Genomic DNA, 21,104 nt, shown 5'->3' with positions numbered 1-21,104 from the left:
TCCTCAGGCGCGGTCGGCCACACGCTCGCCCAGCAGACCTTGCGGCCGCAAGGTCAGCACCAGAATCAGCACGATGAACGCGAAGATGTCCTGATAGTTGCTGCCGAACACGCCACCGGTGAGCGTGCCGATATAGCCTGCGCCCAGCACCTCGATCAAGCCGAGCAGCACCCCGCCGAGCATCGCACCCGACAGGTTACCGATGCCGCCCAGCACCGCCGCGGTGAACGCCTTCAAACCCGGCGTGAAGCCCATGTAGAAATTGGCCGTGGCGAAGTTGGCGAACCACATCACCCCGGCAATGGCCGCGAGCATCGCACCGATCACGAAGGCCGCGGAGATCACGAAATTGGGATTGACCCCCATCAGCGCTGCCACGCGCGGGTTCTCGGCGGTGGCACGCATCGCGCGTCCCAGCTTGGTGTGATTGACCAGCCAGGTCAAACCGCCCAGCAGCACGGCGGTGACGATCAAGATCATCACCTGCACCGGGGTGATGACCACGCCTGCGACATGGATGATGTTGCTCGGCAGCAGATGCGCCGGAAACACCTTGTAGTCGCGGCCCCAGATGATCATGGCCAGGGTCTCCAGCAGGATGGACATGCCGATGGCCGTGATCAGCGGCGCCAGCTTGGGTGCGTTGCGCAGCGGCCTGTAGGCGATGCGTTCGATGAAATAGTTGAGCACCGAGGTGGCGATCATGGCGATGATCACGGCCAGCATGATCACCAGCCAGGGCGCTATGCCCGGCGCCACATGCTCCATGAGCTTGAACACGCTGTAGGCCGTCAGCGCCCCAACCATCATCACGTCGCCATGCGCGAAGTTGATGAGATTGATGATGCCGTACACCATGGTGTAGCCCAGAGCGATCAGGGCATACATGCTGCCCAGAACCAGACCGTTGACGATCTGCTGAAGAAAAATTTCCATTCCTACATTCTCCTGACGAGCGGATGGCTGGTGCGTTGCGGCCAGTCTCTTTTGAAGCGGCCGAGATGAAACGGGCAAACAGAACAACAAAGGAAACAGAAAGCAAGGCGCATGCCTGATTCACCGTACGATTTCGGTGCGGTGGCGTTGGCAGCTGGTTTGAGCGGGGCTTGCATGTCAGCCCCGCATGGGGTCACGCGCCCCATGGGAAGCATCGCACCTGGCAGGAATAGAGCCGGGAGGAAGTGTGAACAGGCTGCATTGGTTTTGCGGGGGCCGGCTGTCCAAGCCCCCTGTTTTTCGAGCTGGCGCGATGATAACTGCCTGCCTTGCTGCACCCTGCAGCGGGTGAACCCGCATTGTGATGGCGGTCAGTCGGACGGTGGCTCGGGCGCCATAGTGTCGCCTTCCAGTGGCAAAGTCGACAGAACACTGCCGTGGGTATTGCGCTCTGCCAGCTCATGCAAGCGCCGGGCAATGCGCTCCTCCAGTCCCCGCGAAGTCGGTTGGTAGAAGCGCGGCGGCGTCATGCCTTCTGGAAAATAGGTCTCTGCGGCAGCGAAGGCGTCCGGCTCGTCGTGGGCATAGCGATAATCCTTGCCATAGCCTAGGTCTTTCATCAGCCGGGTCGGCGCATTGCGCAGGTGCATGGGCACGGGCTGGGTGCCGGTTTGCCGGGCGAATGCACGGGCGGCCTTGTACGCGGTGTAGACCGCGTTGGACTTGGGCGTGACCGCTAGATAGACCACGGCCTGCGCCAGCGCCAGTTCGCCCTCGGGACTACCCAGACGCTCGTAGACCTGCGCTGCCTCCAGCGAGAGGGTCAGCGCCCTCGGGTCGGCTAGGCCGATATCCTCGACCGCCATGCGGATCAGCCGCCGTGCGAGATAGCGCGGATCGGCACCGCCTTCGAGCATGCGGGCAAGCCAGTACAGCGCGGCTTCCGCGTCCGAGCCGCGTACCGATTTGTGCAGCGCCGAGATCAGGTCATAGGTCTGGTCGCCGCCCTTGTCGAAGCGCAGCAGTGCGGCACCCAGGGTCTGCTCCAGGGCGTCCGCGGTGAGTGTCGTCTGACCCGCGCGCTGCGCGGCCTGCAACGCCAGTTCCAGCGCACCGAGCAGCCGGCGCGCGTCGCCGTCGGCATGGCGGATGAGGCGCTGCTGCGCAGCGGGTTCGATCGCCTCGACCCCGCTGCCCGGCAGCGCGCGCTGCATCAGCGCCAGCAGATCGTCATCATCCAGAGGCTGCAGTACATACACCACGGCGCGCGATAGCAGCGCACTGTTGACCTCGAACGAGGGATTCTCGGTAGTGGCGCCGATGAAGGTGAACAGGCCCGACTCGACATGCGGCAGGAAGGCGTCCTGCTGGCTCTTGTTGAAGCGGTGCACCTCATCGACGAACACGATGGTGGCCCGCCCCCGCCGCTGCGCCGCCTGTGCCTGCGCTACCGCGTCGCGGATGTCCTTGACCCCAGCGAGCACTGCCGACAGCGGCAGGAAATCGGCATCGAAGGCGTCGGCCATCAGCCGCGCCAGCGTGGTCTTACCCACACCGGGCGGCCCCCAGAACAGCATGGAATGCAGCCGCCGGGTCTCGAAGGCCACTCGCAGCGGCTTGCCCGGGCCGAGCAGGTGGCGTTGTCCGACCACCGCATCGACATGATGCGGCCGCAGGCGCTCGGCCAGCGGCACCTGCACGGGGACGGACAGCTGCGCCGCCTTGGGCGGCTCAGGCGCTAGCGCATCGTCGAACAGACCTGGACTGTCCTGCATGTTCACGGCTGACGGATGACCGACGCGCTTTTGGGTGGGGTGAAGCGGAAGCTGTCCGCGGCAAGGCTGGGGTTGCGCACAATGTCGGAAAACCGCATGGTGGACACTTGGCCGAAGGCATCGCGCAGCTGCAGCTCGACCACTTCCGGCCCCTGCGCGGTGTTGCGCAGGCCGATGCGGATCCAGTCGAAATTGCTGTCCTTGGCCTTGGGCGTGGCCTGCACCCACTGCAGTCCGTCGGCATCGGGCAGGGCCTGTAGGGTGAACAACCGGGTCAGATCGGCACCGGCAAAGATGGCGGCCGGCGTGCCCCTGAACGCCTGTGTGACCGGGGTGATGGTGACCTGGTCGAGGTCGTGGTCGTAGGTCCAGAGCTGCTTGCCGTCGCTGACGATGACCTGGACGTAGGGTTTGGTGTAGTCCCAGCGAAATCGGTTAGGCCGCTCGAAGGCAAACTGGCCTGAGGCCGGAGCCTGCGTCGGACCCTTGAGGTTGCGCACGGTCTGGGTGAACTGCGCACTGCCGCTGCGGGTCTGCTGCAGCCACTGCTCGAGCAGTTGCACTGGGTTGGCCGCGGCGGCAGCGGTCAGGGGCGCGAGCAGGCCCACACCGAGCAGCAAGGCGGCCAGTGCCGCGCGGACGCGGGCGATGAGGTTCGTCATGTCGTCGTCTTTCTTCAGGGAAAGCCAGGAGGCGGATCAGGCCGCAGCCGCGCTCATTCCGGCCGCACCGGCACCAGAATGTCGCGGTTGCCGTTTGGCATCAGTGCGGAGACTAGACCCGACTGCTCCATCTGCTCTAGCAGTCTGGCTGAACGGTTGTAGCCGATACGCAGATGACGCTGGACCAGCGAAATCGACGCCTTGCGGTGCTGCAGCACGATCTGCACCGCCTGGTCGTAGAGCGGGTCGCTCTCGCCGTCGATCGACCCCGGCACGCCCGCACCACCGGCTGCCCCAACCTCCTCTTCGCCGGTGAGGATGCCGTCGAGATAGTTCGGTCCGCCCCGGCTCTTGATGTCTTCGACCACACGGTGCACCTCGGCATCGCTGACGAAGGCGCCATGCACCCGCTGCGGCATGCCAGAGCCCGGCGGTAGGTAGAGCATGTCGCCCATGCCGAGCAGGCTTTCCGCGCCCATCTGGTCGAGGATGGTGCGCGAATCCACCTTGCTCGACACCTGAAACGCGATGCGGGTCGGGATGTTGGCTTTGATCAGCCCGGTGATCACATCGACGCTCGGCCGCTGCGTGGCCAGAATGAGATGGATGCCCGAGGCCCGCGCCTTCTGCGCCAGGCGAGCGATGAGTTCTTCGATCTTCTTGCCCACCACCATCATCAAGTCGGCCAGTTCGTCGATGACCACGACGATGTGCGGCAGTTTTTCCAGCGGCTCGGGCGCTTCCGGGGTCAGGCTGAACGGGTTGGTCAGCGGCTCGCCGCGCGCCTTGGCGTCCTGCACCTTGGTGTTGTAGCCCGCCAGATTGCGCACACCCAGCTTGCTCATCAGCTTGTAGCGCCGCTCCATTTCGCCCACGCACCAGTTCAGCGCCTGCGCCGCCTGCTTCATGTCGGTCACCACTGGTGCCAGCAAATGCGCAATGCCGTCGTAAACGCTAAGTTCGAGCATCTTCGGATCGATCAGCAGCAGGCGCACATCGCTTGGCTCGGCCTTGTAGAGCAGGCTCAGGATCATGGCGTTGACCCCGACCGATTTGCCCGAACCGGTCGTGCCCGCAACCAGCAGATGCGGCATCTTGGCCAGATCGACCACCACCGGATGACCAACGATGTCCTTACCCAGTCCCATGGTCAGTAACGAGGTTGCATCGTGATAGCTGGTGGAACCTAGGATTTCCGACAACCGGATGGTCTGCCGCTTGGCGTTGGGCAGCTCCAATGCCATGGTGTTCTTGCCCGGAATGGTCTCGACCACGCGGATGCTCACCAGCGACAGCGCACGCGCCAAGTCGCGCGACAGGTTGACGATCTGCGCCCCCTTCACCCCGGTGGCCGGCTCGACTTCATAGCGCGTAATCACCGGCCCGGGATAGGCCGCCACCACGCGCACTTCTACACCGAAGTCCTTGAGCTTTTTCTCGATCAGCCGCGAGGTGAATTCGAGGGTTTCATGGTTCACCGCTTCCACCTGCACCGCAGGTGCGGCATCGAGCAGACTCAGCGCTGGCAGGGAGGAGTCCGGCAGTTCGTTGAACAGGGGTTGCTGCTTTTCCTTGAGCACCCGAGGCGACTGCGGCACGACTGCCACGGACGGCTCGATCACCACCGGCGCGAGCACTTCGCGCTCCTCGACCAGCGGCCGCTGCTGTTCGACTTCCTTTTCGCGCTCTTGCGTAGCCTGCTGACCGGCGCGTGCATCCTGCTCGCGGCTACGGCGCTCGATCTGCCAGGTCCACAGCCGCTCGATCCAACCGCCCAGGCGCTCGGCCGCGTCCGCCCAGGAAAAATGCCCCACCCAGCTCAGCGCAAACAGAAACACGGCCAGCAGCACCAGCGTCCCGCCGGTGTCGCCGAGCAGGGTGTCGACCCCGGTGCCGAGCGCATGGCCGAGCAGACCGCCAGCCTGTCCCGGCAGGTGGGCGGACAGGCTCCACAGTCGCGTGGCCTCGAGCGCCGCGCTCGACAGCGGTAGCAACAGCACGCCGGCTGCCGCCGCGAGCGGTCGCAGCCTGTGCCAGCGGCCCCCGGCCGCCTCTGGATCGGCCTCGGGCAGGCCATGCTGCGTGCCATGCCACAGGCGCAGCACAACATACAGCCCGAGGGGGATGAGCCACAGCGCCGAATATCCGAGCAGGAAGTAAGCGATGTCCGAGAACCAGGCGCCCAGCATACCCACCCAGTTGGCCACGGCGCCGCCCGCGCCCGAACTCGACCAGGACGGGTCGGACTTGTGGTAGCTCAGCAGACTCAGGCTGAGCAGAATCCAACCGATGAACGCTGCGGTCAGGCGAACTTCGGCCGCAAGACGCTGCAGACGGCTGCGCGGCGGCTGGCGGAGTGAGGTCGAGGTCGAGCGGCGCTGAGTATCGATTTTGGGCATACGTCAGAGCAATGAGGCTAGGTGTTCGCGGATCAGCATGCTGCCATCCTCGCGTTCGACCACAAAGCCTTGCTGTTCAAAGTCTTTCATCACCCGGCTGACCATCTCGCGCGAGGCACCCACCATCTTGGCCAGATCCTGACGCGACAGCCTGTTGCGGATCACGTGCTCGTTCTGCATCTCGTCGGTCAGTTCCATCAACGCGCGCGCCACACGGCCATAGACATCCATGAGCGCCAGGGATTCGATCTTGCGGTCGGCCCGGCGCAGCCGTAGCGCCAGACCGCGCATGATGGCAAACGACATGCTGGTGTTTTCCGGCAGGCATTGCAGGAAGGCCACGCGGCCCAGCATCATCACGTCGGTCTGTACCTCTGCCTGCACCGTGGCGGAGTGCGGCTCGCCATCGATCAGACTCATCTCGCCGATGTAATCGCCCGGGTGAAGCATGGCGATGATGACCTCGCGCCCCTTGGCGTCCACGCTGATCACGCGGGCACGACCCGACAGCAGGATGAACAGCGCATTGGACCTGTTGCCCTGCTCGACGATGTTCTCTCCGCGCTTGTAGCGCCGCTTGACGATGGACTGCGAAATCGACCACGCCTGCGATTCGGTGAGCACGGCAAACAGCGGCACGCGCCGAACGAGGTCAATATCGGTGATTTGCGACATCAGAATCTCCAGTTGCCGTGGATTTGCCCGCTGTGTGCGGCGGTGGCGTCGGTCAAAGGCTTGGGGCAACACTGAATAAGTCCCTTGCGCGCTGCGCATCCGGTTTGCGGGCAGTCTGCGGCGCATCCCTCTCTCGCCATGGCTGTGCCTATGGCTGCGGCGCGCGCCTTGCATCCCATCCTGCAGTCCAGAGCGCAGTATCACAGGGACTCCTTCAGTGTTGCCTTGGGCAACGGGTCGCACGACCTTTTTGCCGCCCTTCTAAAATCTTATTCAATTCGTTGCGATTTTTTGGTGCCCTCGCGCCCGCTCCCGAGTGCAACGCCTCCTCTCCCAAACCTCCAGTTTCTCACACATTATGTCAGTCAAACATGCCAAAGTCCTCATTCTCGGGTCGGGTCCTGCCGGGTACAGCGCAGCGATCTACGCCGCCCGTGCCAACCTCAAACCCGTGCTCATCACCGGCCTGGCGCAGGGCGGACAGCTGATGACAACGACCGAGGTGGACAACTGGCCCGCCGATGTCGACGGCGTGCAGGGCCCCGACCTGATGGCGCGCTTTCAGGCGCATGCTGAGCGCTTCAACACCGAGATCGTGTTCGATCACATCCACACCGCGCACCTGAACGAAAAACCCATCCGCCTCGAAGGCGACAGCGGCACCTACACCTGCGACAGCCTGATCATCGCCACCGGCGCGTCGGCCAAGTATTTGGGCCTGCCCAGCGAGCAAGCGTTCATGGGCAAGGGTGTATCCGGCTGCGCCACCTGCGACGGCTTTTTCTACCGAGACCAGCCGGTGTGCGTGGTCGGCGGCGGCAACACGGCGGTCGAGGAAGCGCTGTACCTGGCCAATATCGCCAGCAAGGTCACGGTCATCCACCGCCGCGACAAGTTTCGCGCGGAGCCCATCCTGGTCGACAAGCTCTTGGCGCGTGCCAAGGAAGGCAAGGTCGAGCTCAAGCTGTGGAGCGAACTGCAGGAAGTGCTGGGCGACGACTCCGGCGTTACCGGTGTGCGCATCCGCAACAACCAGACCGGTGCGACCGAGGACATCGCGCTCAAGGGGTGCTTCATCGCCATCGGCCACCAGCCCAACACCGACATTTTCAAAGGCCAGCTGGACATGAAGGACGGCTACATCCTCACCCGAGGCGGCAGCGAAGGCATGGCCACAGCCACCAGCGTGCCCGGTGTTTTTGCTGCTGGCGATGTGCAGGATCATGTCTACCGGCAGGCCATCACCAGCGCCGGCACTGGCTGCATGGCTGCGCTGGACGCGCAGCGCTATCTGGAAAACGCAGCCCCCTGATTGGCAGACATCCCGCAGGCGCGCACGCCCAGTTGCAGCCGAGCGTGGACAGACCATGAACTGCGGATATAATCTTTAGATTTTGTCCAACACAATTTCGAGGTGTGCCATGGCACGAGTATGCCAAGTGACGGGTAAGCGGCCGATGGTCGGCAACAACGTGTCCCACGCGAACAACAAGACCAAGCGCCGGTTTCTACCCAATCTGCAATACCGCCGCTTCTGGGTGGAAAGCGAAAACCGCTTCGTGCGTTTGCGCGTGACGAGCTCGGGTCTGCGCACCATCGACAAGAAAGGCATCGACGTCGTCCTCGCCGAGCTGCGCGCGCGCGGCGAAATCTGAGCGTCGCCTGCCGACCCTCCCGACTGACCTCCTCACTGCACGGAGCCCGAAATGGCAACCAAAGGCGGACGCGAAAAAATCAAGCTGGAATCCTCTGCAGGCACCGGCCACTTCTACACCACGACCAAGAACAAGCGCACCACTCCGGAAAAAATCGAAATCATGAAATTCGATCCGGTGGCTCGCAAGCACGTGACCTACAAGGAAGGCAAGATCAAGTAAGCCGCTTCTTCCGGCTGGCTTGCGATCCGCTGGATTGTCGCAAACGGCAGTCCAGCGGATTTTTTGTTGATGGGTCTCTCGCTCTTTGAACGCCAAAGTCGCCGCAAGCCCGGGCAAGTCGGGTGGCTGCCGCGGTCAATGCGCAGGGGTATAGCGCCGCAGGCGTAGCGAGATGTCACGCAGCGCGGCAACGCCGCTTTCCTCCGCCGAGCGGCACCAGTCCTGCAATTTCTGGCGCAGTTGTTCGGCGTTCAGATTGGTCTGCTCCCAGACCGCTTTGAGCTCCTCGCGCATGTGCAGGAGCTTGCCCAGGTTAGGGCTGGCGCTGGCTGCGGCGTCAACCAGAGCGCGAGAGCGCTCGCTCAGAATGTCGCGCTCGATGCCGATCCAGCGCTGCGCCGCGCGCAAGACATTCAAGTTGGCCGAGCCGCCCTGCTCGGCAGCACTGGTTAGTTCGGCCTTGAGCGTGGCCTTGAGGCCCTTGGCGTAGCGGGCCATCAGCTCGTAGCGGTTGGCGATCACCGCCTGCAGCGTGAGCTCATCGACTTCTGCTCGCAGTTCACCCAACTGGAACTGCGGCGGCAGCTTGCGCGGCTTAGCCAGACCGACCCAGCTCAAGGCGCGGATATACGCCCAGCCGATATCAAACTCCCACCACTTGACCGACAGCTTGGCCGAGGTGGGGTAGGTATGGTGGTTGTTGTGCAGTTCCTCACCGCCGATCAACAAGCCCCAGGGCGAGATGTTGTGGCTGCTGTCACGCGCAGCAAAATTGCGATATCCCCACCAATGCCCCAATCCGTTGACCACCCCCGCAGCCCACACCGGAATCCACAGCATCTGCACCGCCCAGACCGTGGCACCGATCGCGCCGAACAGCAGCACATCCAGGATCAGCAGCGCACCCACGCCCTGCCAGGTAAAACGCGAATAGACGTGACGCTCGAGCCAGTCGTCGGGCGTGCCCTGGCCGAATTTGCTGATGGTCTGTGCGTTGCGCGATTCGGCGCGGTACAGCTCGGCACCGCGCAGCAGAACGGTGTCGATGCCGCGCGTGACCGGGCTGTGCGGGTCTTCGGCGGTTTCGCATTTGGCGTGGTGCTTGCGGTGGATGGCCACCCATTCTTTGGTCACCATGCCGGTGGTCAACCACAGCCAGAAGCGGAAAAAATGCGACGCGATCGGATGCAGTTCCAGTGCGCGATGCGCCTGGGCACGATGCAAAAAAATGGTCACCGAGGCGATGGTGATATGCGTGGTGATCAGCGCAAACAGCACGATCTGCCACCAGGAGGCCCAAACGAGGCCGTGTCCGGCCCAAGTCAAAAACGCATCAAACATGAATGAAAAACTTCCAAAATGAAACAGCCCGATCGGCAACGCGCGTCACTGCGATGTTCCATTATCGTGTCAATGCGACCGCAAATGTGCCGGGCGCTCGCCATGACCTTGAGAAGTTGTCGACACGGGCGCTTTACGCTACGACTTGCAACCGAGGCGCGCCTCAGACGCTGTGGCGCTGCAGCACGGCGGCATAAAAGCCGTCGGTGGCGTGACGGTTGGGCAACAGATGCAGGTCGCCGGCCGAGGTCAATTCGGCCGCATCGACGCCCTGCTGGGTAAGCACCGCATCCGCCGCAATCCGTTCGAACTCCGGATGCCCCGCCAGAAAGGCGTCGACCACTGCCGCGTTCTCCTCGGGCAGAAGGCTGCAGGTGGCGTAGACCAGGCGTCCGCCCGGCTTGAGCAGCGTGGCTGCGGACTGCAGGATGCTGGCCTGCTTTGCCGTCAGTTCGGCGATTCCCTCCGGAGCCTGTCGCCATTTCATGTCAGGGTTGCGGCGCAGTGTGCCCAGGCCGGAACACGGTGCATCGACCAGCACGCGGTCGACCTTGCCCGCCAGGCGCTTGACCCGCTCGTCGCGCTCGTGGGCGATGGTCACCGGGTAGACATTGCTCAACCCGCTGCGCTGCAAACGGGGCTTGAGCTTGGCCAGGCGGTAATCGGCCACGTCGAAGGCATAGAGCCTGCCGGTGCTCCGCATCATGGCACCGAGCGCCAGCGTCTTGCCGCCGGCGCCGGCGCAAAAGTCAACCACCATCTCGCCGCGGCGCGGCGCCAGCAGCAGCGCCAGCAGCTGGCTGCCCTCGTCCTGCACTTCCACCCAGCCATCGCGAAACAGGGTGAGATCCTGCAGTGCGGGCTTGCCCTCGAGACGCACGCCCCACTGAGAGTATTTGGTTGCCTGCGCCGCAATGCCCAGCCGGGCGAAGGCGTCGAGCACGGCCTCGCGCCGCGCCTTGTGCACATTCACCCGCAGATCAAGCGGGGCCGGGCGCAGCAGCGCCTGGGCCAGTGCCGGAAACTCGTCGCCGTAGGCATTGCGCAACGCATCGGCCAGCCAGTCGGGCAGACTCCAGCGGACCGCCTCCGGCAGGGCCATGGCGTCCTGCGCGAGCATCTGCTTGCGCCATTGCAACTGCGGCGGTGTGAGCGCCGCATGCAGCGATGCCGCATCGCCGGCCCAGCCGAGAATCGCCAGCCGCAGTTCCGCAGCGCCGCCGATGCTCTGGTCGCTGTCGGCTAGGGTCTGGAACAAACGCAGGTGCCGCAGTACCTGGTAGACCGTGTCGGCCAGCATCTGCCGGTCGCCCTTGCCAAGCTGGGGCCGGGCGCGCATCTGCCGTGTCAGCACGGCGTCGGCTGCTGCGTCGAAACGCAGCAGTTCGCGCAGCAGGTCGCGTGCGGTGTAGAGCAGATCGCGCGGCTTCATCGCGTCGCCTCGGCCGGCCAGTCGGCGCCGGGCAGGATGCGGGTGCGCAAGCCGTCGATGCGCACCCTGTCTTCGAGCAGCGCGCGGATCACCGGGGGATAGATGCGGTGTTCCTGCTCGAGCACCCGCTCGGCCAGGGTCTGCGGGGTGTCATCGTCGCGCACAGGCACCACTGCCTGCGCCAGGATCGGGCCATGATCGAGCGCGCTGCTGACCAGATGCACCGTGGCACCGTGCCACTTGACGCCCTCGTGCAGCGCGCGGGCATGGGTGTGCAGCCCGGTGAACGCTGGCAGCAGCGACGGATGGATGTTGACCACACGCCCGGCAAACCGCGCGACGAACGCTTCGCCAAGCACCCGCATGAAGCCGCAAAGGGCGATCAGATCGGCCTGCATCGCGGCAATCGCGTCACCCAGTGCCTGATCGAACGCCTCGCGGCTGGCGAAGTCCGCATGCGGCACGACCTGCGTGAGCACGCCGAAGCGTCGCGCCACCTGCAGACCGGCGGCATCGGCGCGGTTGCTGATCACCCCGCGCACACTGTCCATCCAGCCTTGCGCCTGCGCAGCCTCGAGAATGGCCTGCAGATTGCTGCCGCGCCCGGAAATAAGCAGAACCAGATGTTTCATCGGCGCGCAGTGTAGCCGCCGCACGGCACGCGGCGGCACCGCAATGCATGAATAATGGAGCTTTGCCTTTGCGAGCGCTGCGATGAAATGCCCTTTTTGCCAAAGCCCCGACACGCAGGTGATCGAGACCCGCGAAGTCGAGGACGGCACCGCGCTGCGGCGGCGGCGGCGCTGCGGGCTGTGCGACAAACGCTTCACCACCTACGAGCGCGCCGAGGTTAGCTTTCCGGTGGTGGTGAAAAAAGACGGCCGCCGCACCGACTACGACCGCAACAAGCTGCGCGCCTCCTTCCTGCTGGCGCTGCGCAAGCGGCCGGTCAGCGCCGAGGCGGTGGACACGGCGATCGGCCGGGTCGAGCAATTACTGCTGCAAAGCGGCGCGCGTGAGCTGCCATCCACCCAGATCGGCACCTGGGTGATGGAGGAATTGCGCGGGCTGGACAGCATCGCCTATGTGCGCTTCGCCTCGGTCTATCGCAGCTTCAAGGACCTGAGCCAGTTCATCGACGTGCTGCAAGAAATGCAGCCCACCCCGCTGCCGGGCACCAAACCCCGGCGCGGCAAGGCGTCTGAATGATCCCGGCAGACACCGCATTCACCGACGACGACCGGCGGCACATGCGTCGGGCGCTTGATCTGGCGCGCAGTGCGATGTACCGCACCAGTCCGAATCCGCGCGTGGGCTGCGTGCTGGTGCGCGACGGGATGGTACTGGGCGAAGGCGCCACCCAGGCTGCCGGGCAAGACCATGCCGAGGTGCAGGCGGTAAAACAGGCCCGGGATCGCGGCCATGTGCTACGCGGCGCCACCGCGTATGTAACTCTCGAACCCTGCGCCCACCACGGCCGCACCCCGCCCTGCGCCGACCTGCTGGCTGCGCAGGGCCTGCGGCGCGTGGTTGCGGCGCTGGCCGATCCCAACCCGCTGGTGGCCGGCAAGGGACTGGAGCGGCTGCAGCAGGCCGGGGTGCAGGTGCAGGTCGGACTGCTGGCAGACGAGGCGCGCGAGATCAACATCGGCTTCATCTCCCGCATGGTGCGCGGCCGGCCATGGGTGCGGCTGAAGGTGGCGGCGTCGCTCGACGGCATCACCGCGCTGCCGAACGGGACAAGCCAGTGGATTACCGGCGAAGCCGCCCGCGCGGATGGCCACCACTGGCGCGCGCGCGCCTGCGCCGTGCTCACCGGGCTGGGCACGGTGCGGGCGGACGATCCGCAGCTGAGTGTGCGCGCGCTGGACACGCCGCGCCAGCCGGTGCGCATCGTCATCGACAGCCGGCTGGAACTGCCGGCCACCGCGCGCCTGCTGCACAGCGCAGCCTCGCCGCTGTGGATCGTCCATGCTCTGCCCGCCGAGGCGGCTGCGCCGAGGCTGTCTGCGCTGCGCGCTGCCGGGGCGCCGGGCCTCGATCTGCAGGACATCGCCCTGCCCGCCGACGCGGACAAGCCCGGCAAGACCGATCTGCGCGCGCTGATGACCGCACTCGGCCAGCGTGGCATCAACGAATTGCACTGCGAAGCCGGCGAGAAGCTCAACGGCTCACTACTGCGCGCCGGTGTGGTCGACGAACTACTGCTTTATCTGGCGCCGACGCTGCTTGGTCAGGGCACGGGGCTGGCCGCGCTCGGGCCCTTCGAGCGCCTCGCCGACGGCGTGCGGCTGCGCTGGCACGCGGTCGACCGCATCGGCGACGATCTGCGCATCCTCGCGCACCTTCCCTCCTCCCTCCCCTTCTGAATCGCCATGTTCACCGGACTCATCACCGCAGTCGGCACCATCAAGAGCACCGCACCGCTGGGCGGCGACAGCCGGCACGGCAAGCGTGTAGGCGTGCAGGTGGACCCCCAATGGCTGCTGGGCGTGCAGCTGGGCGACAGTATCGCCATCAGCGGCGCCTGCATGACCATCGTAGAACTGCAGCCGGACGGATTTGGCTTCGACATCTCGGCCGAGAGTCTGGCGCGCACCACCGGCCTGGACGCGGTGGGCGGTCTGGTCAATCTGGAGCAGTCGTTGTCGCTGGCCACCAAGCTCGGCGGCCATCTGGTGACCGGGCATGTGGACGGCATCGGCCAGGTGGCCCGGTTCGAGCCGGTGGGCGAGTCCTGGCTGCTGGAGGTGGATGCACCCGCCGAGCTCGGCAAATTCTTCGCTTACAAGGGGTCGATCACGGTCAACGGCGTGAGCCTGACGGTCAATCGTGTCGATGACCTGCCGCAGCATTGCCGCGTGCGCATCAACCTCATCCCCCACACCCTGCAGCACACCAATCTGCACCGCTTGCAGGCGGGCGCGGCGGTGAATCTGGAAGTCGATCTGATCGCCCGTTATGTGGAGCGCATGCTGAACTTCAACCGGAGTCAGCCCCATGTGTGAACTGTTTGCCTATTCCAGCCGGGTGCCTGCGCGGGTGCGGTTTGCCTTCCGCGAATTCGCCCAGCACGGCGGCCCGCATGCGGCCAACCCGGACGGTTGGGGCGCGGCCTACTTCGAAGGGGTGGACGCGCATGTGCTGCGCGAGGCCCAACCGGCGCTTTCCAGCGCTTTCGTCTCGGTGCTGGAAAAGCACGACTTCCACAGCCGCCTGGTGATCGCGCACATCCGCCGCGCCTCGCGCGGGGCGGTGGCGCTGGTCAACACCCAGCCGTTTGCGCGCGAGCTGTTCGGGCGCCGCCATGTGTTCGCGCACAACGGCGATCTGCCCGACATCAACCACGCGCTGCCGCTGCCGCACACCCCACACCGGCCGATGGGCCAGACCGATTCCGAGCATGCCTTTTACGTGCTGATGGACGAGCTGATCGCGTTGGACGCCGCTGGCGGCGGCGGCGATCTCAAGCGTCGCATCGACCTGGTCGCCGGTTTTGCCGCCCGGCTGCGCACCCTCGGCCCAGCAAACTTTCTCTACACCGACGGCGATCTGTTGTTCGCCCATGCCCACCGACGCCTTTCCCACCCTGGCAACACCTGGGTCGCGGGCCTGCACATGCTCAGCCGCGAAGCGGCCAGCGAACACCAGGTTCACGCCAGCGGGCTGCACATCCACGGGCAGGACGACAAGCCCGCACCCGCCGTGCTGCTGGCCAGCGTGCCGCTGACCCCCGAGGTCTGGGAACCTCTGCCCGAGAACACCCTGCTGGTGCTGCAGCATGGCCGCCTGCTGGCTCGGGTGCAGGGCTGATCTCCCAGGCACGCAGGTTGCAATCCGCAACAACACCGGCAGCCCGCACTGCTACAGTTGCCGCGCAGCAAAACGCTTCCGCCCCGGTTCATGCTTAAGGCAACACTGAACAAGTCCCTTGCGCGCTGCGCATCCGTCCTGCGGGCGGTCTGCTGTGTCGCTCTCGCTCGCGATAGCGGCAGCTATTGTCTCGGTGTGCGCCTTGCATCCCATTTTGCAGCCCGGCGCGCCGCATCACAGGGACTCATTCAGTGTTACCTTGAACCAACCGCCCGCGCTCGCCTCATCCACCTGCTGATCCTGGCCGCGCTGGCAGGCGCCCCCCGTGCGAGCTGGGCACTCGGCCTGGGCAGCCTGGCCGACTGGGCCAAGGACACCTGGACTACCGCGGTCGACACCACCAGGCACGGCAAGGACGATCTGTATTTCAGCGGTTACACCTGGCACGACCCCGGCACCTACACTGCCGAAAAGCGCGCCACGCTCAACAGCCGCGCTTGGGGCATCGGCTGGGGGCGCCACCTCACCGATGCCGCCGGCAACGAGAACATGGTCTACGCCATGATCTTTTCCGATTCGCACTGGAACGCCGAGCCGGTGGTCGGCTACGCCCACCAGTGGATGTATTTCAACGATGCTCCGGTCGGGCTCGGCCTGGGCTACACCCTGGCGGTCACCTCGCGGGCCGACATTTTCCACAACATCCCCTTCCCCATCGCCCTGCCGATCGCCTCGATCCGCTTCGGCAGGTTCTCGCTCTACGGCACCTTCATTCCCAAGGTCAACAACAAGCTGAACAACGGTAACGTCGCATTCTTCTTCGGCCGCTACGATTTCTGACAAGGAAAACGCACGCCGCAGTGGGCCCGTAGAATTCGGGGTTTTCCCGAGCGCCTGCCCATCATGCCCCTGTCAGCGATCCCCGACATCATTGCCGAGCTCAAGGCCGGGCGCATGGTCATCCTGGTGGATGAGGAAGACCGCGAGAACGAGGGCGATCTGGTCATCGCCGCCGAGCACATCACGCCGCAGGCGATCAACTTCATGGCCACGCACGCGCGCGGCCTGATCTGCCTGACCCTCACCCGCCAGCGCTGCCAGCAACTCGGTCTCAAGGCCATGGTCGAGCACAACGCCTCATCACATGGCACCGCATTCACCGCGTCGATCGAGGCGGCCGAGGGCGTGACCACCGGCATTTCCGCTGCCGACCGCGCCCGCACGGTGCAGGCCGCGGTGGCGCGCCATGCCAAGCCCAGCGATATCGTGCAGCCTGGTCATGTGTTTCCGCTGATGGCTGCTGAGGGCGGCGTGCTGATGCGCGCCGGACATACCGAAGCCGGCTGCGACCTGGCCGCGCTGGCCGGACTCGAGCCCGCGGCCGTGATCTGCGAAGTGATGAACCCCGACGGCAGCATGGCCCGTCTGCCCGATCTGGAGCGCTTCGCCGCCGAGCACGGTCTGAAGATCGGCGCCATCGCCGACCTGATCGAATACCGCAGCCGCACCGAGACGCTGGTGCAGCGCATCGGTGCGCATGCCATGCAGACGCCGTTCGGCGCCATGCGCTGCGTGGCCTACACCGACCGAGCTGGACACGGCCTGCACCTGGCGCTGGTCCATGGCGACCTAGCTGCGCAGAGCGCGCCGCTGGTGCGGGTGCACGAGCCGCTGTCGGTGCTCGACCTGCTCGACAGCACCAGCACTCGGCATTCGTGGAACCTGCCGCAGGCGCTGAGCCGCATCCAGCGCGAAGGCGCCGGTGTGGCAGTGCTGCTCAACTGCGGCGAATCCGCCGAGCAGCTCGCCGCGCAGTTCCAGCGTTTGCTGCAACCCGCGCCCACGCCGCCCAAGGCAAGCACCACCGCGCTGCGCGACTACGGCATCGGTGCGCAAATCCTGCGCGATCTGGGCGTGCGACAGATGCGGCTGCTTGGCCAGCCGCGCAAGATGCCCAGCATGGCAGGCTATGGGCTGGAAATCCTCGGCTTCGAAGCCGCGCAGTCGTCCCACCCTTTGCCCGGCGCGTAAGCTGTCGGCCCAGACCACCGCGCCGCAACCCGGCGCCCCGCCCCTTCCGCCCGCCCCGCCATGCAAAACGTCCAGAACCGCATCCTCTCCGAACAACTCGACGGCCACGATCTACGCATCGCCGTGGTGCAGGCACGCTTCAACACCGCCATCACCGACCGCATCACCCAGTCCTGCCTCGACGAACTCCAGCGCCTGGGTGTGGGCGAGGACGACATCGGCCTGTACACCGTGCCCGGCGCGCTGGAGCTGCCGCTGATGCTGCAGGCGCTGGCCGAGAGCGAGGCATTCGATGCCCTGATCGCCATCGGCTGCGTGATCCGCGGCGACACCTATCACTTCGAGGTAGTGTGCAACACCAGCGCCGCCGGCATCAACCAGGTCGCGCTCGACTACAACATCCCGGTGGCCAACGGCGTGCTCACCGTCGACACGGTCGAGCAGGCCGAGGCCCGCATCGACAAAGGCGCCGAATGCGCCCGGGTGGCGGTGGAAATGGCCAATCTGTTCATCGACATCAGCGCCGACGAGGACGAGGACGCATGACCGCTTCCACCGCCCCGAAGAGTGCGCGGCGCAAGTCGCGCGAACTCGCGTTTCAAGGCATTTTCGAATGGCTGATCGCCGGCAGCGACGCCGGCGCCATCGAAGCCTTCCTGCACGAGCGCTACCCCACCATCAAGCTCGACAATGCACACTTCCAGTCGTTGCTGCACGGCGCGCTGGCCGAAGCCGGGGCGCTCGATGCGCTGATCCAGCCGCACATCGATCGCCAGACCAGCGAACTCTCCCCGGTAGAGCATGCCCTGCTGCTGATGGGCGCGTTTGAGCTGCGGCATCACCTCGAAGTGCCCTACCGCGTGGTGATCAACGAGGCAGTAGAACTCGGCAAGATCTACGGCGGTACCGACGGCTATAAATATGTCAATGGCGTACTCGACCGCATTGCGGCGCAGCTGCGCCCGGTCGAGGTCGAGGCGGCGCAGCAATCGCATCCGCAGACGCCGCCATCCGCAACCGACAACGGCCCCGCGCCCAGCCCCTATGCGAGCGTGCCCGTGCGCCGCAAAACCGCCGCGCGCCGGGCCTCGCCTTACGCCACGCGGCGCGTCAGCGCCAGCCCCCGCACCCCACGCAAGGACTGAACTGCCTACCCACCCTGCCATGCGCCTTGCCCAACGCAATCAAACCATCGCACCGTTCTATGTCATGGACGTGGTGCCTGCTGCCGCGCAGCAGCAGGCTGAATGGGACAGAACGGGCAGGCGCATGATCCACCTCAGCGTGGGCGAGCCCGATTTCACCGCGCCCGCGCCAGTGGTCGAAGCGGCCACCCGCGCGCTGCGTGATGGGCGCACCGGCTACACCCTGGCACCAGGTCTGCCCGCGCTGCGCGAGCGCATTGCGCAGCACTATGCCCAGGCGCACGGGGTGCAGATCGATCCGGCGCGGGTGTTCATCACCGCCGGGGCCTCGGGCGCGCTCACCCTGGCCAGTTTGCTGCTGTTCAACCCGGGCGACGAAGTCCTCATGCCCGATCCGAGCTATCCGTGCAACAAGAACTTCGTTGCCGCGGCGGGTGCGCGCGCGCGCATGCTGCCCGCGCCGGCGCAGCAACGCTTTCAGCTCACCGCGGCAGAGGTGGATGCGGCATGGAACGACCGCACCACAGGTGTGCTGCTGGCCTCGCCGTCCAACCCCACCGGCACCTCGATCGCGGCGGACGAACTGCACCGGATTGCCGAGGTGGTGCGCCGACGGGGCGGGATCTGCCTGGTCGATGAAATCTATCTCGGCCTCGGCTATGACAGTGCCTACGACCGCACCGCCCTGGCCGCAGGCGACGACATCATCACGATCAACAGCTTTTCCAAATACTTCCAGATGACCGGCTGGCGACTGGGCTGGCTGGTCGTGCCGCCCGCGCTGGCAGCGCCGCTGGAGCGTCTGGCCGGTAATCTGTACATCTGCGCCAGCAGCGTCGCACAGCAGGCGGCGCTGGCCTGCTTCGAGCCCGACAGCCTGGCAGAGTACGAACGCCGCCGCGTCGAGTTCCAGCGCCGCCGCGACCTGATCGTCCCCGGCCTGCAAGCCCTGGGCCTGCGCGTGCCCGTGCAGCCGGACGGCGCGTTCTATGTGTATGCCGACTGCTCGGCCTTCAGCGCCGACAGCTGGGACTTCTGCCTGGAGGTGATGCGCGACACTGGCGTCGTGCTGGTGCCCGGCAAGGATTTCGGCGTGGCCGAGCCGCAGCGCTACTTTCGCCTGAGCTATGCCAACAGCATCGCCAATCTGCAGGAGGCCCTGCTGCGCTTGCGCGGCCATTTGGAGCGCATTGCGGCATGAGGACGCAGGCGCAGGTCTTCCGCTGGCCGGTGCGGGTGTACTGGGAAGACACCGACGCCGGGGGCATCGTCTACTACGCCAACTACCTGAAGTTTTTCGAGCGCGCGCGCACCGAATGGCTGCGCAGCCTGGGGCTGGCTCAGTCCGGGCTGGCGGCAAGCGCCGGGCTGATGTTCGTGGTAGCCGAGATGCAGATGCGCTACGCCGCGGCTGCCCGGCTCGACGACTTGTTGCAGATCCAGCTTCAGGTCAGCGACATCGGCAACGCCAGTCTCACCGTGGCGCAGCAGGCCTGGCGCTGCGATGCACAGGGCGTGCCCGCGCTGCTGCTGTGCGAAGCCAATGTGCGCGTGGGCTGCGTGGCGGCGGCCAGCTTGCGGCCCACGCGGATCGCGCCCGACTTGCGCCAGCGCATCGTCGAGTGGACAGCCGGCGCGAGCGCCGCCTGAAGCGTTGAGGGCGATGAACCTTTTTGCCGCGGCCCTGTCTTCCCGGAGTCGTTCCCGCGCGTTGCGGGATTTGTTGTAATGCAGGCCAGCGCGCGACCACCTGCCGCGTGCAATCCCCCCCACAACTCCAAGCCCACTCCATGGATCAGAACTTTTCCATCGTATCGATGGTGCTCGGCGCCAGCATCGTGGTGCAGCTGGTTCTCGCGCTGCTGCTCAGCGTGTCACTGGCGAGTTGGACCGTGATCTTCCGCAAGTATTTCGCCATCAAGTCCGCGCGCATCAAGTCCGAGGACTTCGAGCAGGAATTCTGGTCCGGCACGGGGCTGAACGACCTGTACCAGGCGGCGTTGAGCAATGGTCGCCACGGCAGCCCGCTACAGCGCATTTTCGCCTCGGGTATGCGCGAATATCTCAAGCTGCGCGAGCGCCATGTGCACGATGCCTCGACCCTGGTGGACGGCGCCCGCCGCGCCATGCGCGCGGCCTTTCAGCGCGAGATGGACGCGCTCGAGGCCAATCTCTCCTTTCTCGCCTCGGTCGGATCGGTCTCGCCGTACGTTGGTCTGTTCGGCACGGTGTGGGGCATCATGCATGCCTTCGTCGGCCTGTCCAACCTGCAGCAGGTGACGCTGGCCACCGTGGCCCCGGGCATTGCCGAGGCGCTGGTAGCCACGGCAATCGGCCTGTTCGCCGCGATCCCGGCGGTGATTGCCTACAACTTTTTCGCCCGCGACATCGACCGCCTGGCCAACCGGTTCGAATCGTTCACCGAGGAGTTTTCCAATATCCTGCAACGCCAGAGTGCGCCGGCCCCTGCCGTGGCACAGGCCGCTGCGGTCGGACGCGCCGGCCCGGCCGCAGGTTTCGCCGCAGGCCGCTGACCATGCCCACGATCCAGCAAGGCAGCCGCGCACACCGTTCGCGCCGAGCGCTGGCCGACATCAATGTCGTGCCCTACATCGACGTGATGCTGGTGCTGTTGATCATTTTCATGGTGACCGCGCCGCTGATCACCCCCACGGTAGTCAAGCTGCCAACCGTGGGCAATGCGCCGCAGGCCCCGAGCACGCTGGTGCAGGTCACCATCCAGAAGGACGATACTCTGCAGGTCGCGCTGCGCGACCCCAACGCCCGCGCCGGTAGCGCCGCGCCGCAGCCAGTCACGCTCCAGGCCCTGCCGCAGACCGTGCAGCAGCTCGCTGCGCAGGCCGGGCTGAGCCTGCAGGCGATGCCGGTACTGATTGCCGCCGACAAAGAGGTCAAGTACGACGCCGTGATGCGCGCGCTCGACATTCTCAAGAAGCACGGCGTGGAGCGCGTGGGCCTGGCCGTGCAGTCTCACCCCTGAGAAGTTGTGAAGATGTC

At 65.6% G+C, this 21,104-nt stretch carries 22 protein-coding genes and 1 pseudogene; 15 read left to right on the top strand and 8 right to left on the bottom strand.

What is annotated here, in order from left to right; translation table 11 throughout:
- Window positions 1–3: 3 nt before the first annotated feature.
- From ACZ47F_RS06690 to ACZ47F_RS06670, 5 genes are all read right to left on the bottom strand, one after another.
- The gene (locus ACZ47F_RS06690) at window positions 4–936 is read right to left on the bottom strand and encodes a branched-chain amino acid ABC transporter permease (protein ID WP_464926496.1); all 933 of its coding nucleotides are present in this window, start codon (window positions 934–936) and stop codon (window positions 4–6) included.
- A gap of 371 nt (window positions 937–1,307) precedes the next feature.
- Window positions 1,308–2,711 carry a replication-associated recombination protein A gene (locus tag ACZ47F_RS06685; protein ID WP_464926495.1) on the bottom strand — a complete coding sequence of 468 codons (1,404 nt, stop codon included), beginning with the start codon at window positions 2,709–2,711 and terminating at the stop codon, window positions 1,308–1,310.
- Window positions 2,712–2,713: 2 nt separating this feature from the next.
- Window positions 2,714–3,373 carry an outer membrane lipoprotein periplasmic chaperone LolA gene (lolA, locus tag ACZ47F_RS06680; protein WP_464926494.1) on the bottom strand — a complete coding sequence of 220 codons (660 nt, stop codon included), beginning with the start codon at window positions 3,371–3,373 and terminating at the stop codon, window positions 2,714–2,716.
- A 53-nt stretch (window positions 3,374–3,426) separates the two neighbouring features.
- Window positions 3,427–5,772 carry a DNA translocase FtsK gene (locus ACZ47F_RS06675; RefSeq protein WP_464926493.1) on the bottom strand — a complete coding sequence of 782 codons (2,346 nt, stop codon included), beginning with the start codon at window positions 5,770–5,772 and terminating at the stop codon, window positions 3,427–3,429.
- Window positions 5,773–5,775: 3 nt separating this feature from the next.
- Complete coding sequence (locus ACZ47F_RS06670; RefSeq protein ID WP_464926492.1) at window positions 5,776–6,447, bottom strand: Crp/Fnr family transcriptional regulator; 672 nt, start codon at window positions 6,445–6,447, stop codon at window positions 5,776–5,778.
- 358 nt (window positions 6,448–6,805) lie between these two features.
- Here ACZ47F_RS06670 and trxB point away from each other — a divergent pair, with 358 nt between their 5' ends.
- The 3 genes from trxB to rpmG all read left to right on the top strand — a co-directional run bounded on the left by trxB (window position 6,806) and on the right by rpmG (window position 8,324).
- Complete coding sequence (gene trxB, locus ACZ47F_RS06665) at window positions 6,806–7,759, top strand: thioredoxin-disulfide reductase (protein ID WP_464926491.1); 954 nt, start codon at window positions 6,806–6,808, stop codon at window positions 7,757–7,759.
- Window positions 7,760–7,868: 109 nt separating this feature from the next.
- Complete coding sequence (gene rpmB, locus ACZ47F_RS06660) at window positions 7,869–8,102, top strand: 50S ribosomal protein L28 (protein ID WP_464926490.1); 234 nt, start codon at window positions 7,869–7,871, stop codon at window positions 8,100–8,102.
- A 51-nt stretch (window positions 8,103–8,153) separates the two neighbouring features.
- On the top strand, window positions 8,154–8,324 hold the full coding sequence (rpmG, locus tag ACZ47F_RS06655; protein ID WP_464926489.1) for a 50S ribosomal protein L33: 171 nt from the start codon (window positions 8,154–8,156) through the stop codon (window positions 8,322–8,324).
- Window positions 8,325–8,459: 135 nt separating this feature from the next.
- Here rpmG and ACZ47F_RS06650 read toward each other — a convergent pair whose 3' ends face one another.
- From ACZ47F_RS06650 to purN, 3 genes are all read right to left on the bottom strand, one after another.
- On the bottom strand, window positions 8,460–9,665 hold the full coding sequence (locus ACZ47F_RS06650) for a DesA family fatty acid desaturase (protein ID WP_464926488.1): 1,206 nt from the start codon (window positions 9,663–9,665) through the stop codon (window positions 8,460–8,462).
- A 163-nt stretch (window positions 9,666–9,828) separates the two neighbouring features.
- Entirely contained in the window at window positions 9,829–11,097 is a 1,269-nt protein-coding gene (locus tag ACZ47F_RS06645; protein ID WP_464926487.1) for an RsmB/NOP family class I SAM-dependent RNA methyltransferase, read from the bottom strand.
- Window positions 11,094–11,729: a phosphoribosylglycinamide formyltransferase gene (purN, locus tag ACZ47F_RS06640; protein WP_464926486.1), complete on the bottom strand. Its 636-nt coding sequence runs from the start codon at window positions 11,727–11,729 to the stop codon at window positions 11,094–11,096. Before purN ends, ACZ47F_RS06645 begins: the two co-directional genes overlap by 4 nt.
- Before the next feature lie 82 nt (window positions 11,730–11,811).
- Here purN and nrdR point away from each other — a divergent pair, with 82 nt between their 5' ends.
- The 12 genes and pseudogenes from nrdR (at window position 11,812) to ACZ47F_RS06580 (ending at window position 21,087) form a co-directional block, all read left to right on the top strand.
- Window positions 11,812–12,306 carry a transcriptional regulator NrdR gene (nrdR, locus tag ACZ47F_RS06635; RefSeq protein WP_464926485.1) on the top strand — a complete coding sequence of 165 codons (495 nt, stop codon included), beginning with the start codon at window positions 11,812–11,814 and terminating at the stop codon, window positions 12,304–12,306.
- Window positions 12,303–13,466, top strand: coding sequence for a bifunctional diaminohydroxyphosphoribosylaminopyrimidine deaminase/5-amino-6-(5-phosphoribosylamino)uracil reductase RibD (gene ribD / locus ACZ47F_RS06630; RefSeq protein WP_464926484.1), 1,164 nt, complete (start codon window positions 12,303–12,305; stop codon window positions 13,464–13,466). Before nrdR ends, ribD begins: the two co-directional genes overlap by 4 nt.
- A gap of 6 nt (window positions 13,467–13,472) precedes the next feature.
- Window positions 13,473–14,105, top strand: a complete 633-nt coding sequence (locus tag ACZ47F_RS06625) for a riboflavin synthase (RefSeq protein WP_464926483.1) — start codon at window positions 13,473–13,475, stop codon at window positions 14,103–14,105.
- Window positions 14,098–14,910: a class II glutamine amidotransferase gene (locus ACZ47F_RS06620; RefSeq protein WP_464926482.1), complete on the top strand. Its 813-nt coding sequence runs from the start codon at window positions 14,098–14,100 to the stop codon at window positions 14,908–14,910. Before ACZ47F_RS06625 ends, ACZ47F_RS06620 begins: the two co-directional genes overlap by 8 nt.
- A 195-nt stretch (window positions 14,911–15,105) precedes the next feature.
- Window positions 15,106–15,750 carry a peptide ABC transporter permease gene (locus ACZ47F_RS06615; protein ID WP_464926481.1) on the top strand — a complete coding sequence of 215 codons (645 nt, stop codon included), beginning with the start codon at window positions 15,106–15,108 and terminating at the stop codon, window positions 15,748–15,750.
- A 63-nt stretch (window positions 15,751–15,813) separates the two neighbouring features.
- Window positions 15,814–16,941, top strand: coding sequence for a bifunctional 3,4-dihydroxy-2-butanone-4-phosphate synthase/GTP cyclohydrolase II (gene ribBA, locus ACZ47F_RS06610; protein WP_464926480.1), 1,128 nt, complete (start codon window positions 15,814–15,816; stop codon window positions 16,939–16,941).
- 60 nt (window positions 16,942–17,001) lie between these two features.
- Window positions 17,002–17,487: a 6,7-dimethyl-8-ribityllumazine synthase gene (ribH, locus tag ACZ47F_RS06605; RefSeq protein ID WP_464926479.1), complete on the top strand. Its 486-nt coding sequence runs from the start codon at window positions 17,002–17,004 to the stop codon at window positions 17,485–17,487.
- Window positions 17,415–17,921: pseudogene (nusB, locus tag ACZ47F_RS06600) on the top strand (transcription antitermination factor NusB); the annotation flags it as partial. The gene ribH and the pseudogene nusB, both read left to right, overlap by 73 nt.
- Before the next feature lie 184 nt (window positions 17,922–18,105).
- Window positions 18,106–19,287 (top strand): pyridoxal phosphate-dependent aminotransferase, encoded by a 1,182-nt coding sequence (locus ACZ47F_RS06595; protein WP_464926478.1) that lies wholly within the window; start codon window positions 18,106–18,108, stop codon window positions 19,285–19,287.
- A complete protein-coding gene (gene ybgC / locus ACZ47F_RS06590) occupies window positions 19,284–19,736 on the top strand; it encodes a tol-pal system-associated acyl-CoA thioesterase (protein ID WP_464926477.1) in 453 nt (150 codons plus the stop codon). Before ACZ47F_RS06595 ends, ybgC begins: the two co-directional genes overlap by 4 nt.
- Before the next feature lie 140 nt (window positions 19,737–19,876).
- Window positions 19,877–20,620: a protein TolQ gene (gene tolQ / locus ACZ47F_RS06585; protein WP_464926476.1), complete on the top strand. Its 744-nt coding sequence runs from the start codon at window positions 19,877–19,879 to the stop codon at window positions 20,618–20,620.
- Between the two features lie 2 nt (window positions 20,621–20,622).
- Window positions 20,623–21,087, top strand: a complete 465-nt coding sequence (locus ACZ47F_RS06580) for a biopolymer transporter ExbD (protein ID WP_464926475.1) — start codon at window positions 20,623–20,625, stop codon at window positions 21,085–21,087.
- The last annotated feature ends 17 nt before the right edge of the window (window positions 21,088–21,104 follow it).

The sequence above is a fragment of the Thiomonas islandica genome (assembly GCF_055383445.1).
Note: the sequence above shows the minus strand (reverse complement) of the source record. Positions and strands in the feature narration are given on the sequence as shown.

What these genes read in the sequence shown, in the direction of transcription:
- ribH (WP_464926479.1), top strand. Translation starts at nt 17,002, where the DNA reads ATGCAAAACGTCCAGAACCGCATCCTCTCCGAACAACTCGACGGCCAC.
- ACZ47F_RS06645 (WP_464926487.1), bottom strand. Translation starts at nt 11,097, where the DNA reads ATGAAGCCGCGCGATCTGCTCTACACCGCACGCGACCTGCTGCGCGAA.
- ACZ47F_RS06675 (WP_464926493.1), bottom strand. Translation starts at nt 5,772, where the DNA reads ATGCCCAAAATCGATACTCAGCGCCGCTCGACCTCGACCTCACTCCGC.
- tolQ (WP_464926476.1), top strand. Translation starts at nt 19,877, where the DNA reads ATGGATCAGAACTTTTCCATCGTATCGATGGTGCTCGGCGCCAGCATC.
- ribD (WP_464926484.1), top strand. Translation starts at nt 12,303, where the DNA reads ATGATCCCGGCAGACACCGCATTCACCGACGACGACCGGCGGCACATG.
- ACZ47F_RS06580 (WP_464926475.1), top strand. Translation starts at nt 20,623, where the DNA reads ATGCCCACGATCCAGCAAGGCAGCCGCGCACACCGTTCGCGCCGAGCG.
- purN (WP_464926486.1), bottom strand. Translation starts at nt 11,729, where the DNA reads ATGAAACATCTGGTTCTGCTTATTTCCGGGCGCGGCAGCAATCTGCAG.
- nrdR (WP_464926485.1), top strand. Translation starts at nt 11,812, where the DNA reads ATGAAATGCCCTTTTTGCCAAAGCCCCGACACGCAGGTGATCGAGACC.
- ybgC (WP_464926477.1), top strand. Translation starts at nt 19,284, where the DNA reads ATGAGGACGCAGGCGCAGGTCTTCCGCTGGCCGGTGCGGGTGTACTGG.
- rpmG (WP_464926489.1), top strand. Translation starts at nt 8,154, where the DNA reads ATGGCAACCAAAGGCGGACGCGAAAAAATCAAGCTGGAATCCTCTGCA.
- ACZ47F_RS06670 (WP_464926492.1), bottom strand. Translation starts at nt 6,447, where the DNA reads ATGTCGCAAATCACCGATATTGACCTCGTTCGGCGCGTGCCGCTGTTT.
- ribBA (WP_464926480.1), top strand. Translation starts at nt 15,814, where the DNA reads ATGCCCCTGTCAGCGATCCCCGACATCATTGCCGAGCTCAAGGCCGGG.
- ACZ47F_RS06595 (WP_464926478.1), top strand. Translation starts at nt 18,106, where the DNA reads ATGCGCCTTGCCCAACGCAATCAAACCATCGCACCGTTCTATGTCATG.
- rpmB (WP_464926490.1), top strand. Translation starts at nt 7,869, where the DNA reads ATGGCACGAGTATGCCAAGTGACGGGTAAGCGGCCGATGGTCGGCAAC.
- ACZ47F_RS06650 (WP_464926488.1), bottom strand. Translation starts at nt 9,665, where the DNA reads ATGTTTGATGCGTTTTTGACTTGGGCCGGACACGGCCTCGTTTGGGCC.
- trxB (WP_464926491.1), top strand. Translation starts at nt 6,806, where the DNA reads ATGTCAGTCAAACATGCCAAAGTCCTCATTCTCGGGTCGGGTCCTGCC.
- ACZ47F_RS06685 (WP_464926495.1), bottom strand. Translation starts at nt 2,711, where the DNA reads ATGCAGGACAGTCCAGGTCTGTTCGACGATGCGCTAGCGCCTGAGCCG.
- ACZ47F_RS06690 (WP_464926496.1), bottom strand. Translation starts at nt 936, where the DNA reads ATGGAAATTTTTCTTCAGCAGATCGTCAACGGTCTGGTTCTGGGCAGC.
- ACZ47F_RS06625 (WP_464926483.1), top strand. Translation starts at nt 13,473, where the DNA reads ATGTTCACCGGACTCATCACCGCAGTCGGCACCATCAAGAGCACCGCA.
- ACZ47F_RS06620 (WP_464926482.1), top strand. Translation starts at nt 14,098, where the DNA reads ATGTGTGAACTGTTTGCCTATTCCAGCCGGGTGCCTGCGCGGGTGCGG.
- lolA (WP_464926494.1), bottom strand. Translation starts at nt 3,373, where the DNA reads ATGACGAACCTCATCGCCCGCGTCCGCGCGGCACTGGCCGCCTTGCTG.